The sequence below is a fragment of the Aporhodopirellula aestuarii genome (genome assembly GCF_023701485.1).
GTDB lineage: Bacteria > Planctomycetota > Planctomycetia > Pirellulales > Pirellulaceae > Rhodopirellula > Rhodopirellula aestuarii.
Genome location: NZ_JAMQBK010000001.1, coordinates 87,639 through 105,357, shown reverse-complemented (window position 1 = coordinate 105,357; position 17,719 = coordinate 87,639). Strand labels below are relative to the sequence as shown.

Sequence of the window (17,719 nt, the reverse complement as noted above, 5' to 3'; positions counted from 1 at the left end):
GCCTATGCCCGTGCCATTCAGGCCTGACCCCTTTGAACTCTGCCGAGTCGGATGCAGTAAAGAGGCCTGACCCCTTTGAACTCTGCCATGCTACTTTGAAAAAGCCAGGGGTATTACAGAACGCTCGCTTGCGATCGATTCATTCGGCTCATTCAATCACGATTTCGCCAAATTCCGACTCCGTCGCTTTGACATAGTAACCCACCCACTCAATCTCAGTCAGGGACTCGGGGAGGTCAAACTTCATCGGCTTACCGTTGATTGTTGCTGTTGCTTGATGCTCGCCCAAATCGATATCAACGGTGATATCAAAATTGTCCATGGGCTGAAAGGAGGATGCTTGCTTTGCAATCGACCCGACATTACCCCAGTCGCCAGCGAAAGCCACGTGGTCGTTCATGCCGATCGCGGTACCGATTTTGATCGTGTCATGATTCGTCGGTGCTGTGCCGATCACAATCGCCGCGTTTCGAGTTGGACCGTTTTTCTGAAGGCTTGCATATCGACACTCCAAACGAAATTCGCCCGATCGAGGTTCATCGAGTTTCTTCAAAACGAGTCCCTCGGCCGCCGCCGATACGCGATAACCACCACTATCGCTAGCGCTGGTGACCGTCGCCCCCAGCACACGATCAAACTTCCCCGTCTTATCGACGCCCGCTGCCGGTTCGGCGGACTTTTTACGTTTGCCTTTGCTTGGTTTTTCGTCTTTCCACCAGTCGGGGCCCTCATCGAGTACGGCTTTGTCATGAGCGATCAGCTTTGTGCGAAGCGCCTCGAGCTTTTCGGGATGAGAAGCCGACAGGTCTGTCGTTTCCTGCCAGTCATCCTGAATGTTGTACAACTCAAACTTCGTGAGATCGCTGGAGCCGAGGATTTTCCAATCTCCCACCCGCATCGCGACCTGGGTTCGTTCGGGAGCCAAGTGATTGCGCCAATAGAGAGGTTGCTCTCGATCGATAGGCTGGCCATCAAAAGCTGGCAACATGCTCGCGCCATCGATCGTTCGATCGGTTGGAAGTTCGACACCAACGATCTCGCAGATCGTCGGGAAAATATCCGACCCGATAATGGGTGTATCGCTCTCGGTATCCGGTCGAATATGTCCAGGCCAGCGAACAATGCCAGGGACGCGAATGCCACCTTCGTGCGACGCACGCTTGCGTCCCCTCAGCCCGCCCGTTGATCCGCGCGTGCGACCGCTGGTGCCATTGCCTTCGGGACCATTGTCGGACGTGAAAATAACAAACGTGTCGTCGCGATACCCGAGCGCGTCGACGGCTGCCATCAAATTGCCAAAGGCGGCATCGAGTTGCGTGATGTTGCCATGATGTTGGCGGATTCCTTCGTCGTCGATATCCGCATACGGTTTCATGTACTCTTCTGCCGATTCGATCGGCAAGTGAGGTTCGTGTGTCCAAACGGTCAAGAAGAATGGATTGCCCGAATCCTTGCGATTCTCCAACCAGACCGCAGCTTCCTTCGCGCACAATACCGAACTCGGTCCTTCCATTCGACCCACTTCTTTTCCATTGCGAACAAAGTTCACAGGATTCATGTGGTTGGGCGACGCGTTGTTCTGTGTCGCCATCCAGTGATCGTAGCCATGGTCATTTGGCTGCGGCTGTTCGGGGCTGCTGAACTTGCCATTCAGATGCCACTTACCAGCGTGACAGGTATCGTATCCGATCTCCTTCAAGACTTCGGTGATCGCGATTTCACTCGTTCGCAAGTGGTATTGGCTGCCACCGGGAATCCATCGCCAAACGCCGTTACGATAGGGCGTTCTACCCGTCAAAATCGCCGATCGCGAAGGCGAGCAAACGCTACACCCGGCGTAGCACTGGGTAAACCTCAACCCTTCGGAGGCAAACCGGTCTAGGTTTGGAGATTGGATTTTGGGATGTCCATAACACCCAAGGTCACCCCAGCCTTGGTCGTCCGTTAGGAAAACAATGAAGTTCGGACGCGTGCTTGATTCGGCAGTGAGTGTCGTTGAACCAAGGAGTTGTGCGAAGAGTGCCGCACACAACGCAAAGGTGAGCGTCGCTAATCTATATCGCAACTCTATCGGTAATGTTGGGCGGCAATCGAGCATCTTGTTGTTCCGGGCTGGCGACTTGGCAAAGAAGTTGAGCATGTTGAAACCTAGATGTTGGATGGCGGGGAACCGCACCCGGTTCGCGACCACAGTGTGTTCTCTCGCATTTCACAAGTCAATTCCTGGAGGTAATCAGTCGTCGAATTTGACACTTCTCGGTAAACGCCGGTTCTTTTCTCGGCCCCTAATGGGCTTTGCCCTATTTGGAGCTAGCGATTGACAGCTAAACGCGACAGGTCCAACGAAGTCAGCCCGCTGGTGTCGAGACGGCTCATGATATCGTCAATTACCTTGCTAAACGTTCGCTCCCACAACGCGAGATCGTTGGGGGCAAAGCACCAGAGGAAGCCGTAAGGTGCCATCCACCTAGCGCCTGCTCTCGGTTCGCACCAGGCCGGGATAGTCCGACACAGCCATTGCCTGGGGCGTCACGCTGCGGACGAACAAAAGTGATGGGGGCCAAAGAGCGACCCGTAAACGCAACATGCCACGCCCCTTCAGATTTGGCCGCAGCCGTGACCTTTGCTTTGCACCCGCGGCATTAACGGGGGACATTTTGGGGTTCGTTCATGGTTGTGCACTTCCGACGCCATCGCGTGGAGACGATGTGTCGCTGGCATAGCGGGTGATCGCTTGCTGGAGTTCTTTGGCGACTTCGGTGCGAAGGAGACTGGTCCGATAACATGGGGCGGTCCTCGTTCTCGGCGGGTACGTAATCGGGATCTGCGGACTTCGCTTGATGGTTCGGTTACGCCAGATCGTTGGCATTGCGAGTCTTGATTGGATCCGTTGCTTTCTTGCGATCGAGCGTCACACCCGCGTTTTAAAATGATGCGCTGGGGCGCTCGATGCGCATGGTTTGGGGGGAGTCGCGGAGAAATGGGGGCAATCGCGGAGTCGCGGGGTGAACCTTTGGCTTTCAGTGCCTATCAATGGAAGCCAATTTGTGCGACCGTTTAGCGAATGTGCTCGCGCGATGCGGATTGATTCGTGTCCGTGACGCGTGCTTTGTTAACGCTGAACTTGCGGTAGCGAGACTTGACGAGAGCTTTGTGTGGTTTCGTTGATGGCCGAATGTCTTGACCCAATTCGCTAAACCGCGAACTCAAGTTTTCGCTGTGCGCAACCTTCGTATTCCCTGTCCCCGTAGCGCCGAAAAGGCAACTTCATGAGCAAGAACGATCCCTCCCAACTCGATCACGTTACCTATGACGATGTTTCCACCATTACCGGTGGCGCGATCGCGGATCTGGTGGAATCCGATCGTGCGCATGCGAAGCGCGGGGCTCGGCTTCTCGCCGAAGCACTGGTGGCCGAGGGCGTCGACGTGATCTTTGGCTATCCAGGCGGGGCTAACCTGGAAATTTTTGATGTGCTACCTGAAGTTGGCATCGAGATTATCCGTGTCGAACATGAGCAGGGGGCAGCGCACGCCGCCCAAGGCTACGCTCGGGCGTCGGGAAAAGTGGGCGTTTGTCTGGCCACGTCAGGCCCCGGCGCGACCAACTTGGTCACAGGAATTGCCGACGCCAATTCCGACTCCGTTCCGATCGTCGCCATTACAGGGAACGTGCCAACACATTTGCTGGGCAAGAACGCCTTCCAAGAGGTCGACATCGTCGGCATCTGTGAACCGGTTACCAAGCGAGCCTACCTCGTCAAACGTGTTGCGGAGATTCCTGAAACCGTTCGTGAAGCCTTTGAACTCGCTGGCGGGCAACGGCCTGGGCCGGTGTTGATCGACATCCCCAAAGACATCCAGCAACACTACCCACGCAACCCCGAAGGACGTTACGCGCCACCGCGCATTCCCGCGGTCATCTCGGCACCCGAACGCCCTGCGGGGGCGATCAATCCGGGGCAGTTGGAAGAATGCTGTCACCTGATTCGCGACGCCAGCAAACCGATTCTTTACATCGGTGGTGGTGTGGTGAGTTCCGACACCGGTCCGCAATTAGTTGCTCTGGCCGAAAAGCTGGGCATCCCCGTGACTTCGACCGTCATGGGGCTCGGTGCGTTTCCACCGGATCATGATCTCGCCCTCGGTGTTTTGGGCATGCACGGTTCGAAGTTTGCCAACATGGCGATCAACGAAGCCGATCTTGTGCTGGCGGTCGGTGTGCGTTTCGACGACCGGGTGACGGGCAAGGTCGACGAGTTTATCAAGCACGGAAAAATCGTGCACATTGATATCGATCGCCGTGAACTCAATAAGAATAAACCGGTCACCTTGCCGGTCTGTGCCGACTTGAAACATGCGCTCGCGCAGTTGCTCGAATCCGCGACGCCGGGAGATTACAGTGCGTGGCGAGCCGAAGTTGCCGGCAACCGGGCTCGTTATCCCTTTACCATTCCGGAAGGCGATGAGCTCAGCCCGCAGTTCACCATTCGCGCGATCTCCGAGGCGACGAACGGTCAAGCGATCATTTCGCTCGGTGTTGGCCAGCACCAGATGTGGGCGATGCAACATTACCAAGTCGCTCGGTCGCGTTCGTTCTTGAGTTCCAGCGGGTTTGGAACTATGGGCTACGGACTGCCTGCGGCGATCGGGGCGAAAGTGGGATGTCCCGATCGGACGGTCATCGATATCGATGGCGACGGTTCCCTTAATATGACCGTTCACGAACTCAGCACGTGCCACCGCTATGGCATTGGTGTCAAAGTGGTCGTGATTAACAATCAATGGCTCGGGATGGTGCGGCAGTGGCAGGACATGATCTACGACGGTCACCGCAGCGGCACGGCGCTCGGGGATCCGATGGCAGTCAAACGTCCCGGGAGCGAAGACATCTATCCCGATTTTCTCTCGATCGCAAAAGGCTACCGAGTCAAAGCGGAGCGTGTAACGAATGCGGGTGATCTTTCAGCAGCCATCGAACGCATGCTTGCCGATCCGAATGAACCTTATCTGTTGGACGTGATCGTCACGTTTGAAGAAAACGTGTATCCGATGATCCCGGCCGGCGGTACTTACCGCGACATCATCATGAGCTCCGCCGACCTCGCCCGCGGTGAAAGCAAGGCAGCTCAAGGAAACAACATCTAGAGACAAACAGGCGGATGTATGTTGGACACCGGATGGCTTGCGCCATTCCGCTAGGACGTCGATAGTTTTAGTGTTCTTTTTAGCGGAACGGCGCGAGCCGTCCGGTCCCGCGTTACCGGATGGCTCGCGCCGTTCTGCTACTTTTGAAATCCTTCAGTAATACATTCGACGTCCGCTAGGAATGTAATGCGTCTGCTTCGGGAAATAATCTGTCCCGACGTGCTCGCTAAAGGGAGACGAGGGGACGCGGAGCCCGTGTGGTTTTGCGACTCAACCGTTGAAGGGTTCACCGATTAAGTCTTGCCATTTGGCCCTTTGTTCGGGGGTTAGGATATTGAGAATTTTATTTACCGTGTTTTGAGTTGCGATCGACTGGGCGCGGTCAAATTGAAGTGGGCCGCGTGACATGGAATGGTTCTTCATGGGGTCGTTGGGGCGACCGCGGTTGGCGTCGAACATCTCCATCGGTGGGCCTTGGGGCTCGCCGCCATTGGGACGCCGCGTGTCCATGCCGCCGAATCGGTCGTTGGAGCCGCCGACCCGGGGCCCTCCGAATCTCGGCGGGCCGCCACGACCGGGGCCTTCGCGGCCATCGCCACGCGTGGGCCGACTCTCTTCGATGATGCGGTTGATCGCGTCGACTTGTTCTCGGCTCAGGTCGAGTTCGGCGACGGCATAAGAGGACTTGAACGTGAACGGTAGCATCTCTTGAGCCATGATCTGACGCAGCCGTTTCATTTCGCTGGGCGAGATCCGTGCGGTGACATACGCGTTGAATTCCTGCGCCAATTGCGTCGTCTCATCACTGTCGCCGGCAGGTCCGCCAACGGGATGGCTGCCCAATGCTTGGCGTTGCTCGTGGAATTGTGCCAGCGCGATTTCGATTTCGTCGGCAACATCATCGTCGATGCCGATTTCATCTCGCACTCGCTGATCGGCTAATGCACGCAGCGGCCAGATACTCTCGAGGATTTGGAGTTCTTCGAGCATCTTGGTGACGCGTGCCGACGTGGCTTCGAGTTCTTTGGTCAGGTTGGGATCGTCGGCCCGATCGGCGAGGAAGTCTTGGTAGAACTCGAGGGATGTTTCGAGAAAGCTGCGCCGCAGATCTTGCAGATCGGGGCGGTATGCGAGTTCACTTTCGCTGAGGCTGCTGAACGTATCGACAGCGTTGCGGGCTTGTTGGAAGCTTCGTTGGGCCTGCTCACGTTGTTGCATCTCGCGGGCGAGCGCATCGGCGGTGTGTCGTTGTTCTCGCCAAATCATCAGGGTTGTGGCGAGCAACGCGAGCGACGCAAACAACAGCAGGATACTCGCGACGGTGACGAGGCCGCTGTTACGCCGCCGCCATTTGCTCAGCCGCTCGAATAGCGTCGGAGGTTTGGCGGTGATCGGTTTGTCATCGAGCCAAGCTTGCAGATCATCGGCCAAATCTCCTGCGCTGGCGTAACGCTCGGCGGGCAGTTTGGCCATCGCTTTACGTACGATCGTTTCGAGTTCCACCGGGAGGGCGGGATCGATCGAACGTGGTGAAGGTGGTTCGTGCAGCGCGACGTTATTCAACATCTCGCGGTAGCCATTGCCTTCGATCGCCGGTCGCAATGTTAAGAGTTCGTAGAGCGTGACGCCGAGGGAATAGATGTCGGTGCGATGGTCGAGTTCCTCCCGTTTGCCCGCGGCTTGTTCGGGGCTCATGTATCGTAGCGTTCCCATGGGATCGCCGGTCCGCGTCAGGTGGGTGGCTTCGGTTTGCACCTGCGCCAACCCGAAGTCCGTCACCCAGATTTTGCCCGCCGAATCGAGTAGTAAGTTGGCCGGTTTGATGTCTCGGTGAATGACACCGTACTGGTGAGCGTGCTGGATCGCCATCGCTGCTTGATGGGCCATCCGAACGGCCGAGCGATAGTACCGCGTCCGCGCCGAAACGTTGCTGTTGAGGACAGTGGAATGACGCGCAACGGTGTCGTTCTTGGGTTCCAAGGTCTCGCTGAGTGCGGGATCCGTTTCGCCGGAAGGATCGTGCGTGTTCTTGGCTCGCATGTTCTCGATCAACTCAGCGAGCGTGCTGCCGTCGATCAATTGCATTGCGTAATAGTGGATGCCTCGGTCGCTGCCGACGGCGTAGACCGGAACGATGTTTGTGTGATGGATCGCGGCGGCGGCGTGTGCTTCGTTGCGGAACCGTTGCAGCCGGACTTCATCGAGGCCGCTGGCGAAGGGGAGTACTTTCAGGGCGACGCGGCGACCGAGTGAGAGTTGGATCGCTTCGTATACGACGCCCATTCCGCCGCGTCCGAGTTCACCGACGATTTGGAAGTCACCGATCGGTTTTGCGGTGAACTCAGCGTCGGGAGCGACCATGGTCGCGGGTTTGGGGTCGGCGGCGCGGTGCACCAGCGCCAACCCTTCAAGTGATGGCCGCAATTCGTCTGCGATCTCGGCGTGTTGTTGCATGAACGCTTCGGCGTCCGGCGCGTTGCCCGCCTCCAGCATCCGCATGTAGTCCTTGACCGCGGCGACTACTCGTCCGTCATCGGTTTCATCGAGATTGCTCATTGGTCACCCATGGTCGTTTTGAGCTTGGCTAAGCCGCGCACCCACAATTTCTCAACGCTATCAACGCTCCGTCCCATCGCGCGTGCGACGTCGGCAAACGGCAGTCCTTCGACGTGTCGTAACACGATCACTCGCCGGTAATCGTCGGGAAGTCCCTCGAGTGCTCCGGCGAGTTGCAAGAACGCTTCGTTGCGTGCGAAATTTTGGCTCGGCGAGGTCATGTTGCCGGCGAGTTGTGATTGCAGGAAGCCGGTCGCGCTGGCGATGCTTTGGTTGAGTTGTTGTTCCAAGCGAGGGTCGCGTTTTTCGGTCCCGAGGAACTTGCGAACGTGCATGGCCAGCGTGTTGGTCAAAATGCCACGCAGCCAACCGGCGAATTCCTCGGCCGTTTCGCCACGGAAATCGGCAATGTTGCCGTGCGCAGCCAAGCATACCTCTTGGGCGATGTCCGACGGGTCGGCTTTGCCTTGCATGTGATGATGGAGTCCCGTGCGTGCGAGAAAAACGAGGTAGCGACGGTAGTTATGGAGCAGTTCGCCAAGGGCGTCGCCGTCGCCGGTTCGCGCAGCATCGATTAACTGCTCCATCCGACTGGGCGGCTGCGTCGGATCGGCTTGTGATGGATTGTCCAAGGCGAGTTTTTGTTGGTAAGTGACGCGATAACTGAATGGTTGCGACGAGAAACCAAAACCGCCGCATCGAAAGAAAATTGTAGCGGAATTTGTTTTTTCCGGTCCGTCGGTGGCCGACCCCGATTTCGACCGCAAGCAAAGAAGAGCGAGAATCAAAACGAAAAAAGGCGTCGAGACTGAGTGAAATCAATCTCGACGCCTTTCGATCTAGCGTCTTGTCATGACGGTGAACGCGAGTCCTAACGGTCTGCGTACACCATCGTGCTTTCCTCTTTGGTCACCGGCACGCGAGATTGGTCGCTGGTGACGACGGCTTTGATCACGTGAGTGTCCGGTTGGACGCCGCGTACGCGGACTCGGTAGATGAGTTCTTCGCCGGCGGGCAAGTTTCCGTGGGGAGCGAACATCACGCCACCACGTCCATCGGTTCCGGCATCGGAATCGCTACCAAGCATTTCCAGGCCAGGTGGCAACAGCATCTGAACTTGCACGTTCGTGTCGTTGCGTGAGCCGGAGTTGCGGACTTTGATTTCATAAGTCGTCTCGGATCCGAGTTCGATCGGGTCGGCGGTGTCGGCGATCGAGAACGTGAGTTCGGCTTGCGATTCCACCGACACGGTGTTTTCGACTTCGCTGCGTGTGTTCAAGTCCGCACTCGCTTCGAGCCGGATGACTTGCTCACCCGGTTCGACGGGCAGCAACGTAACGGGAACTGACGCGGTGTCGCCTGCAGGCAAGTCGACGATCGACCACAGTACGGCGTGACGGTTCGGATCGTAGTGTCCGTTGTTCTCGGTTCCGACAAAGGTGAACCCACGATCGAGTCGGGCGACGATCTCGACGTTGGTCGCCGGAGCGGTGCCGCGGTTCTCGATGTTGACCATGTAGATGGCTTGGCGTTCGAGGAAGCGACGCGATGGTCCGGTCAATGAAACATTGATTTGAGGCGATACGACTTCCACGGCCACCGAATGCGATACGGCTTCGGCGTCTTCGGCAACCAAGCGGACGACGTTATCGATCATTCCTGGTTCGGCAGCCCGCATCCGCAGTACCTCGCGGCGAACTTCGCCGGGACGTAGCGATCCGAGGGCGTTGTCGAGTTGTCGACCACGTGGGTGGTCGAGTCCTGGTGGAACATCGGCTTGTAAGATCACACCGGTGGCTTCACCGGTTCCGACGTTGGAGACTTCGAGTTCGATTTCGAGTTGTTGTCCGATCAGAACCTTTGCGGGGGCCCGCTGCGTGATCTTGAGTTCTGGGCGTGTGCTGCGTGTCCGCACCGATGCGGCGGCTTCGAAAGTAACCCGTGCGACGCTGCCGAGTTCGCCTTCTTCTTGTGGGATCAACTGCATCGTGATCGATCGTTCGTCACCGGCAGGCATCGCGCCGAGTTGCCAGACGAGCAGGTCGCCTTGCATGGTTGGGGCGGGCGTGGCGTCGACGAGTTGCATGCCGGCGGGAACGCGATCGTGAACGAGCACGCCGAGAGCTTCGGCACTTCCCACGTTTCGCACTTGAATGACGAAGGTTGCCGGTCGACCGACCTTGACTTCGGCGGGAGCGCGTTTGTGAATCACGATGCTCGGAGTTTGCACGCCTTCGAGTCGGCGGTCTCCGGGCGAGCTGATCGAGATCGGGTCGTTGCCGCCCGCGAGATACGCGTCTGGGGCATACCCGCCGCCGCGTTGCGTGTTGTCTGGAAGCTGTCCACCCCGCGCGTTTCGGCCGTCTCGTTGGTGGCCGGCGAATTGCGCGGGTGTGTCTTGGTAAGGTTGAGCACGATCGTACATCGAGGGTGCGTTGGCGGGTTCGGGTTGTTGAAATCCGCGAGGTTCCGGCAACGCTGGCAGGCCGGTTTGTCGCAAATCATTTTGGACGGGAGCGGCTCGCAATTGGTTTTCGACGCCGGGCCCCTGACGTAGCGCATTACCACCAAAGGTTTGCTGATCTGGCCCGCCGTAGTCGCCGACGAAGCCCTGCATGGCCGGGCCGTCATTGATGACCGCCTGTTGGCTGTTGGCGCCCTGATACATCGCGGGGCCGGCGTTCATTGACGGGCCAGCGTTCATCGAAGGACCATCGTTCATCGCAGCTGCATTGTACATTCCGGGGCCGCCGTTGATCCCAGGACCGTCGTTCATTGCCGGACCGCTGTACATCGAAGGTCCGGCGTTCATGTCGGGCCCCGAACTCATCGCTGGGCCTTGATCCATTGCTGGACCTTGGTTCATTGAGGGGCCTTGGTTCATTGAGGGGCCTTGGTTCATGGATGGGCCTTGGTCGAACTGGATTTCTTGCATCTCCGGTTGGCCGAATTGGCTTGGGCCTTGATCTGGGTAGTCTTCTTCCGCGGCGGGAGTGGGCTGTGCCATGGACATCTGCGGCATTGCCATGGCAGACATTTCGGGCTCGGATTGCTCCGGTGCAGCGGCTGACATCTCGGGGAGGCCCATCATCGGCATGGCCATCGAGGGACCGCTGTCCGATTCGTTGTCTGCGGATTCTTCGGGCATGCCCATCAAGCCGGCGGGGTTGAACCCTCCGGGAACGGGCATGGCCATGGGGCCGTCGCTATCGCCGGAGTCTTGACCGTCGAATGGCTCCTCGTGGCTGACTTGGGAGATCAGCACCGCGGGAGGTGTGTTGCCGGTGTTTGAGCCAGACGATGATTTCCAGGGATCGTCCGATGGATTGCCGGGCTGCGTCGAAGGCATGTCGGCCAGGTAGGCGGCGGGCATGACGCCGGATGATTCTCCGGTTTCGGCACCGATCGGCATTGGTAGCGATTCCGCCCAGGCGGGAGACTCGAGGCTGGGAATCTCCGTGGCGTCACTGATCCCTTGGCGTTGAGCTTGGGCGGCTGCGAGAGCTCCCAAAGCGATGGCAACTACGCCGCCGCTGAGACGCCAAGAGAGTCGTTTTCCGAATTCCATCATCGTTCGCGTTCCTTTCGCGTGTCCTCGGGTCACCCTGCGGTGACCCGTCATGCCAATCCGTGGCGTTCACAGTGGACAACTTGGTGGTGATTTTTGAGGCCGGATCGATCCGTCCATGCGGATCGCCGATCAGCTCACGCCTAGCCTCTATCAAATTCCCCCCCATGTCGCCAAGAGAGAATCTGCGTCCTTTTTCTCTCTTTCGTTCAAGTCGTGGAATTCGGTAGGTTCTTCGCAAATGGACGTTGTGGTCCAGTCCACCCCGACTCGATGCGTCAAGGATGATGCGAATGAACCTCTGTTGCCCCCACGCCAGCCCGATGCGGTTGGACGCTCACCGAAAACAATTCCGCGTCGTATCGCGACTGGCTTGCCGCGCGACGGCGAGGCTCGTCGTGACCTGCGTCGTCGCATCCTCGCTTTTCCTGAACGTCGTTTCCGCTCAAACACAAAATGGGCAAACTCAGAACCCAGCCCAGGCTGGCCAAGCCGCTGCCGCCGGTGGACAGGCGGACAATCCGAATGCCGCCCCGTTCCCGCCGCTGGATCCAAAATCTCAGGCCCAGCTGACTGTCCTGCTGCGTGAGTGGGAAAAGCAGAGCCAAGGCACCAAGACGCTCGAATGCCAATTCCAACGTTGGCACTACGATCTGTTTGCCGCCCCCGCTGGCGTCCACGCCACCAAGAGCACGGGCGTGATCAAGTATGCGTCGCCGGACCGCGGGCTCTTCAAAGTCGACAAATTACTTTCCTTCAACGGCATGGGCAAAGACGGAAAACCGATCTACACCGAAAAACCCGGCCAGTTCGGCGAGCATTGGGTTTGTAACGGCGAAGAACTCCTTGAGTTTGACCACAGCAAAAAGGAATGCCGCGTTCAACAATTGCCGCCTGAGTTGCGAGGCCAACGGATCTTTGAAAGCCCGTTGCCATTTGTGTTTAATCTCGACGCCGCTCAGATTGTGCAGCGTTATTGGGTCCGCCAAGTTCAAGCACCCAAGCCCGGGATGATTTTGATCGAAGCGTATCCGAAACGCCAAGATGATCGGGCCCAATACAAACTCGTGCAAATCGCATTGAACGAAAAAACGTTCTTGCCAGAAGCCTTGTTGATGTACGCACCGAACTTCAACATCAAAACCGCCCCCAAATGGGATCACTATGAGTTCGTCAACGTGGAGCGAAACTCGATTGCGTCAGGACTCTTTGACCGGTTCATGAAAAACTTCATCGACGAAAAACCACCGGCCGATTGGAAGGTTTTCCACAACACCTACCGTCAGCCTGGACCGCCACAAATGGCGACCCCCGCAACGACGCCGAACGAACGACGTTAGGTCGAGGGGACACCTATCAGGACCGAGCATCGTGTTGACGCTCACGATGCGAACGGTTCTGGATTCGAAATATCAGGCGGCGGGCAAATGAACCCGTCGCCTGTTTTCGTTGGCTCAAGCTCGTTGAAGCGGATGCGATCGGGTTTATTCCGACTCGAGAGCCAACTTTCCGTTGAGTCCCCGCTCGGGTGCTTCACCGCCGAGGGCGTGCGTGATGATGGTCACATTATGATCGACCATCCCTTCATAGGTCCCCTCGTAGGTACCGCCAGGGCCAGCGGCATCGGAGAACAACATGCCTCCGATCTTGACGGTTGCGCCGCGGGATGCGGCGCCTTCGATCAACGCTTCGATGCTCTTTTCGGAGACACTGCTTTCGATGAATACGGCTGGCACTTTTTTCTCGACCAAAAGATCAACGAGTTCGTTGACGCGGCGGAGTCCCGCTTCGGAGTCGGTCGAGATGCCTTGCACGCCTAGCACCTCGATACCGTAAGCTCGACCGAGATATCCGAACGCGTCGTGCGACGTGATCAGAATGCGTTGTTCCTCGGGGATCGTCGCGAGTCGCTCGGAGGCGTAATCCGCGACCGGTTTGAGCCGTTCCTGATAGGCGGTCGCTGCGGCGTGAAATTCTTCCGCGTGCTCGGGCAATCGTTTCGCCAAGACATCGGCGGCGACCTCGGACGTCGACGCCCATAACGTCACATCGAACCAAACATGGGGATCGGGGTGAGCGTGTTGTCCTTCGGGAGAAATGAGTTGCTCGGGCGTCATCCGTTCGGTGAGCGCGTGAACGGGAATGCTCTTGCCGACTTGCGCGAGCGTATCGGTCATTTTCCCTTCGAGCATCAATCCCGAATAGAACACGACGTCGGCGTTCATCAGAAGAGCCGTGTCGTCACGCGAAGTCTTATGCAGGTGCGGGTCGACTCCGGGCCCCAGCATGACGGTCACGTCGACATGTTCGCCGCCGACACCCCGCACAACGTCGCCGACCATTGCGGTCGTGCACACGACCTTCAGTTTTCCCGAATCGGCGTTTTCACCGCCGCCCGGGGAGTTCGAGGAGGGCCGACATCCGATCGACAATCCCAATAGGCAGAGGGCGGCGAGCTTTAGAAAGTAAGACTGGGGCATGGCGGGCGGCGTCCTTGGGTACACGGGCAACGAAGACCCGTACGTTGTACCCGATCAACCGCCGCTTCCGTAGCGGTTGAGCCTGCCGATTCCTGCCAGGAAATCTTGGGCGGAGATTCCCCAAGAGAAAATCGCCAACGATTTCGAGGGATCCGTCAGCCGAGCTCGAAACCGCGAGGCTAGGGGGCGACGCCGATTCGGTTTTGCACCTTTGAGACGCCGGGTTCCAGCCGCATCAACAGTTCGCTCATTCGTCGATCGCTCTCGTCAGCGACGGTTCCCTGCAAGACTGCGGTATCGCCGCTGATTTGGACGTTGACACCGCTGAAGGCGTTGGGGGAAGTACCAGTGTTCGCACCGGAGAACGAAGTGGATTCGATGACGCCACGCGGTTGCAGTGTGCCCGCGGAGCGAAATCGGTTTTCCGCCACGGCTTGCCGCGGCATGCGTGACTCCAGCGTGCCCGGCATGATCTCAATGCTGGCTCGCAATCGCGTCCGAATCGCGGGTGTTGAGCTGCTGCTCGAGGTGTTGTTGTTGAACAGGTTGCCGAACGCGGCGCCCAGCCCGCCTCCAAAACCACCCCCGAATGCACTTCGGCCTCCCGTGGCACCACCCGTTGTTCCGCCCGCACTCGATGCCGCCGATGCGCCGACCGGCGTGGTCGTGGCTTGCCCAACGATCCCCGTGCGAGTCACCCCGGCGGAGAAGGCTTGGTCGGGGGTCAGGCCACCGCCCTGTGTTCCGCCCTGGGTCGCGCCCTGAGCGGTGTCTTGCGTGCCTCCGGCCTGTTGGGCCGACACAGGCGTGCAGACGAATCCGATCAAGAACGCCATTGCGAGGAGGGTTCCTGCTCGCTGGATACCCGTGGTAGATATGGAACGATTCATGTGTTCTTTTGCTTCGCTGGGATCGAGGTTGCTAGAATGCGTCCATTCTAATCTCCCCATCGGCAATTTGCCTCTCTGTTTGGATTCAAAATTTCATGTGTGTGCAGTCGCCTTGCATTGGCACCCGTTGGTTGTTCGGTTGCTTGACCGGAATCGTCCTGCTTACCTGCCCCGCGATGGCACTGGACCGAACGTCGTCTGACACGGGAGATCGTGCGAATTCCGAGAGTTTCGATTCCAACTGTCCACCTGCTTCTAGATTGTTGCCGTCGGACACGTATGTTTATTTACGGATCCGCGACACGACGGATTTGAAAGCGGGGTTCTCCCGTTCATCGCTCGGCAAAATGCTCAATGATCCGGCGATGCGTCCATTTGTGTCGGACACTTACGAAACACTCAGCGAGACGCTGGCCGAGTTCGCCAGCCAGATCGGATTGTCGCTGGATGAATTGTTGGCGATTCCGCAGGGACAAATCGCATTGGGCGTGGTCCCCGGCGCACCCCCGGAAGCAGAACCGACGCCTGCTCCCAATCGAGGGCCAAACCAAGATGCCGGCAACCCGGAGGAAACCGACGAAGAAATCGCCCGGAGGTTACAGCGTCAACGGCGGCAGCAAAACAGTTTTGCGTTTGTCTTGATTGTCGAAACCGGCGAAAAAAACGACTCGCAGGCAACGATGCGGGAACTGCTCGCCGAGATCGGCGAACTCTCTGAGAAGAACCAATTTGTTCGCGGCGAGGAAAAGATCGGCGAACACACGTTGACCTCATGGCGACGACCCCGCGGACGCGGCCAGCACCTGGAATGGTTTGAACGCGATGGCGTTTTTGTGATTGGCGTCGGACGCCGCGCCGCAGCCGATGTGCTTGAGCGGTGGAACGAATCCGATGAACCTCGCAATCGGAAAGAGGCCGCCGAACGTGCACGGGACACTGACAGTCAGATCGTCGAGATCAGTGGAAACCTGTCTAGCAATGCGGACTTTGGCGTCGTGATGACTCGCTCGGTAAGCGCCGAAGCGGAAACGCCACAGATCACGTTTTTTGTGCACCCCTACGCGATCGCGCAAAAGATCATCAGTCGCAGCGGCTCAGCGTTTTTTATCATGCCGATCGTCGACACACTGGGCGCCGAAAAGATCCGCGGGATCGGTGGCAGTATTTTTCGTGGCGGTGACCTGGTCGAGAACATCATTCACGTCCACGTCGTGATCGATCCGCCGCGGGATGGGTTTTTTGGCGTTGTGCGTCCAGAAGCCGTCGAGCCGACGCCGCCGAATTGGGTGCCTGCGGACGTGACCAAGTACACGACGGCGCAGTGGGACATCGCGACGGCGAGCGATAATCTCACGAAGATCGTCGATCGATTCGCTGGCGAAGGCTCGTTTGACCGGTTTGCCGAAGATCGCATCAAAGCGAGGTTGGACGTGAGCCTGCGTGACGAAGTAATCCCCAACCTGACCGGACGATATGTCGGCGTGCAACGTTATCAATTGCCGGCGGCCTGGAACGCGCTGGCGAGACTCGATGCGTTGCAAGTTCGCGACGCGGACAAAGCGAACGAGTTGTTGAAAAAGGTGAAGACGAAGCTGCCCGCCTCCGACATGCAAAGAGAAAATATCGGCGGCGTCGAAGTCTACTTCATGCAAAACAGCCGAGAACTTCCTGACACTCTGCGGACGCCGCAACGCAGCATCGCGTTAATTGACGACTATCTCATGCTGGCCGATAGCCGCGAATTGATCGAGCAGGTGATTAAAACACGGGCAGGTCGAAATTCGAGTCTCATCGACGACCCCGACTACGCCCTCATGATTTCGGAGCTCGGTGCCAAACTCGAGGGCGAGAAGCCGTTCTTGCTTAATTTCGCTCGCGACGCCGACAGTTACCGGGTGTTTTATGACATGGCGGCCTCGTCGACGTTCTCCGAGACGCTGCTGCGTCGGGGGGAGAACAATCGGGTTGCCAAAAGATTTGGCGATCTGCTCGATCGGCAGCAGCTGCCCTCGTTTGACGAGCTGCGCAAGTACTTTGGCGTCAGCGGCAGTTTTGGGTATGACGAATCCGGCGGATTGCACTTCGGGCTCATGAATCTGCGCCCCTTGGAATAGCCCGTCGAGAAGAGGGGCTGCGGAGGGGGGGGCGGTGTGTTCTGGCAAACCGGCGGTCGGCCTCGTCTAAGTCTGGACTGCTGTTTACGGTGTTCTGTCGTCCGCTATGGCGGCTTCATGGAGCGATCTTCCCCCGAGAGGCTTTTTCTGTTGGAAATGTCCTGGAACTTCGGCGGGAAATCAAAAACTTTTTGGATCGAGAATGCGCCATTTTCGGCACAATCGTTGCGTAAACGCAACAACGTCTCTCGATTGCGAGCTTTTTAGGCTTGAAATTGCTTTCGAACGTCTAACCTTGCTTCGGCGAGACACCTGCTGCCTGTCAATGTGGCAAGTTAGCTCCCGGTGAAGAACGCATGATTTCCGAGGCTTCCTGCACCAAGAACCGGCAATCTGTGGCGAACTCTGGTACGTTCTCGAACGTCTCAGTGGTTGCCGTGAGGCCGAATTTGCGGTTCAGCTCGGACGTCACCCGTCTGTTAGAAAGGTTTTCCCATGTCTAGAAAAGAATCTCTCCAAAAACTACGAAGCACGTTGGTCCGCCGCCGTGACGCCCTTCGGAAGGCACTCGCGGGAGATCTCAGCTTGCTCCGAGAACTGCACCAGCAAAAGACGGGGGATCCTCTTGATGCGGCTGCGGACACCGTCCAAGACGAACTCAACAGTCAGTTGGTGGAAGTCGAGAGTCGCGAGTTGTCGGCGATCGAAGAGGCGATCATGAAGATCCAAGCCGGTACCTACGGCGATTGTGAAGAGTGTGGCAAGCCGATTCCATTGAATCGACTTCGCGCGATCCCTTACGCCAGCGATTGCATCGATTGTCGCCGTCGGGCGGAGCGTGGAAGTGATGATTCGGCGGCCTCGGTGCCGTGGAATCGGATCTTTGACATGACCGAGGCCGATGTTGTCGAAGGGTAGCACCTCGATCGCAAATCGATATCCGGTTATTGTCTAAGGGTCAGAA

General features: G+C 57.9%; 11 protein-coding genes. 4 read left to right on the top strand and 7 right to left on the bottom strand.

The window, feature by feature from the left end:
• Positions 1–148: 148 nt before the first annotated feature.
• Complete coding sequence (locus NB063_RS00380; protein ID WP_250926740.1) at positions 149–2,140, bottom strand: sulfatase family protein; 1,992 nt, start codon at positions 2,138–2,140, stop codon at positions 149–151.
• A gap of 170 nt (positions 2,141–2,310) precedes the next feature.
• Complete coding sequence (locus tag NB063_RS00375; protein WP_250926739.1) at positions 2,311–2,463, bottom strand: hypothetical protein; 153 nt, start codon at positions 2,461–2,463, stop codon at positions 2,311–2,313.
• A gap of 806 nt (positions 2,464–3,269) precedes the next feature.
• Here NB063_RS00375 and ilvB point away from each other — a divergent pair.
• Positions 3,270–5,147: a biosynthetic-type acetolactate synthase large subunit gene (ilvB, locus tag NB063_RS00370; RefSeq protein WP_250926738.1), complete on the top strand. Its 1,878-nt coding sequence runs from the start codon at positions 3,270–3,272 to the stop codon at positions 5,145–5,147.
• A gap of 270 nt (positions 5,148–5,417) precedes the next feature.
• Here ilvB and NB063_RS00365 read toward each other — a convergent pair whose 3' ends face one another.
• From NB063_RS00365 to NB063_RS00355, 3 genes are all read right to left on the bottom strand, one after another.
• Entirely contained in the window at positions 5,418–7,703 is a 2,286-nt protein-coding gene (locus NB063_RS00365) for a serine/threonine protein kinase (RefSeq protein ID WP_250926737.1), read from the bottom strand.
• Positions 7,700–8,335, bottom strand: coding sequence for a sigma-70 family RNA polymerase sigma factor (locus NB063_RS00360; RefSeq protein ID WP_250926736.1), 636 nt, complete (start codon positions 8,333–8,335; stop codon positions 7,700–7,702). The genes NB063_RS00365 and NB063_RS00360 overlap by 4 nt, the downstream gene beginning before the upstream one ends.
• 239 nt (positions 8,336–8,574) lie before the next feature.
• The gene (locus NB063_RS00355; RefSeq protein WP_250926735.1) at positions 8,575–11,274 is read right to left on the bottom strand and encodes a hypothetical protein; all 2,700 of its coding nucleotides are present in this window, start codon (positions 11,272–11,274) and stop codon (positions 8,575–8,577) included.
• A 281-nt stretch (positions 11,275–11,555) separates the two neighbouring features.
• On the opposite strand from NB063_RS00355, the gene NB063_RS00350 reads away from it, so the two are divergent.
• Entirely contained in the window at positions 11,556–12,611 is a 1,056-nt protein-coding gene (locus NB063_RS00350; protein WP_407652513.1) for a TIGR03009 domain-containing protein, read from the top strand.
• A 144-nt stretch (positions 12,612–12,755) separates the two neighbouring features.
• Here the strand turns inward: NB063_RS00350 and NB063_RS00345 are convergent, their stop codons facing one another.
• Entirely contained in the window at positions 12,756–13,751 is a 996-nt protein-coding gene (locus NB063_RS00345) for a metal ABC transporter solute-binding protein, Zn/Mn family (RefSeq protein WP_250926733.1), read from the bottom strand.
• Between the two features lie 179 nt (positions 13,752–13,930).
• Entirely contained in the window at positions 13,931–14,641 is a 711-nt protein-coding gene (locus NB063_RS00340; protein WP_250926732.1) for a BON domain-containing protein, read from the bottom strand.
• Positions 14,642–14,817: 176 nt separating this feature from the next.
• On the opposite strand from NB063_RS00340, the gene NB063_RS00335 reads away from it, so the two are divergent.
• Positions 14,818–16,755, top strand: coding sequence for a DUF3352 domain-containing protein (locus NB063_RS00335; protein ID WP_250926731.1), 1,938 nt, complete (start codon positions 14,818–14,820; stop codon positions 16,753–16,755).
• Positions 16,756–17,250: 495 nt separating this feature from the next.
• Positions 17,251–17,673 (top strand): TraR/DksA family transcriptional regulator, encoded by a 423-nt coding sequence (locus tag NB063_RS00330; RefSeq protein WP_250926730.1) that lies wholly within the window; start codon positions 17,251–17,253, stop codon positions 17,671–17,673.
• The last annotated feature ends 46 nt before the right edge of the window (positions 17,674–17,719 follow it).

Excerpts from the sequence above, each read along its gene's own strand:
- NB063_RS00380 (WP_250926740.1), bottom strand. The coding sequence starts at position 2,140 with ATGCTCAACTTCTTTGCCAAGTCGCCAGCCCGGAACAACAAGATGCTC.
- NB063_RS00375 (WP_250926739.1), bottom strand. The coding sequence starts at position 2,463 with ATGGCACCTTACGGCTTCCTCTGGTGCTTTGCCCCCAACGATCTCGCG.
- ilvB (WP_250926738.1), top strand. The coding sequence starts at position 3,270 with ATGAGCAAGAACGATCCCTCCCAACTCGATCACGTTACCTATGACGAT.
- NB063_RS00365 (WP_250926737.1), bottom strand. The coding sequence starts at position 7,703 with ATGAGCAATCTCGATGAAACCGATGACGGACGAGTAGTCGCCGCGGTC.
- NB063_RS00355 (WP_250926735.1), bottom strand. The coding sequence starts at position 11,274 with ATGATGGAATTCGGAAAACGACTCTCTTGGCGTCTCAGCGGCGGCGTA.
- NB063_RS00350 (WP_407652513.1), top strand. The coding sequence starts at position 11,556 with ATGATGCGAATGAACCTCTGTTGCCCCCACGCCAGCCCGATGCGGTTG.
- NB063_RS00345 (WP_250926733.1), bottom strand. The coding sequence starts at position 13,751 with ATGCCCCAGTCTTACTTTCTAAAGCTCGCCGCCCTCTGCCTATTGGGA.
- NB063_RS00340 (WP_250926732.1), bottom strand. The coding sequence starts at position 14,641 with ATGAATCGTTCCATATCTACCACGGGTATCCAGCGAGCAGGAACCCTC.
- NB063_RS00335 (WP_250926731.1), top strand. The coding sequence starts at position 14,818 with ATGGCACTGGACCGAACGTCGTCTGACACGGGAGATCGTGCGAATTCC.
- NB063_RS00330 (WP_250926730.1), top strand. The coding sequence starts at position 17,251 with ATGTCTAGAAAAGAATCTCTCCAAAAACTACGAAGCACGTTGGTCCGC.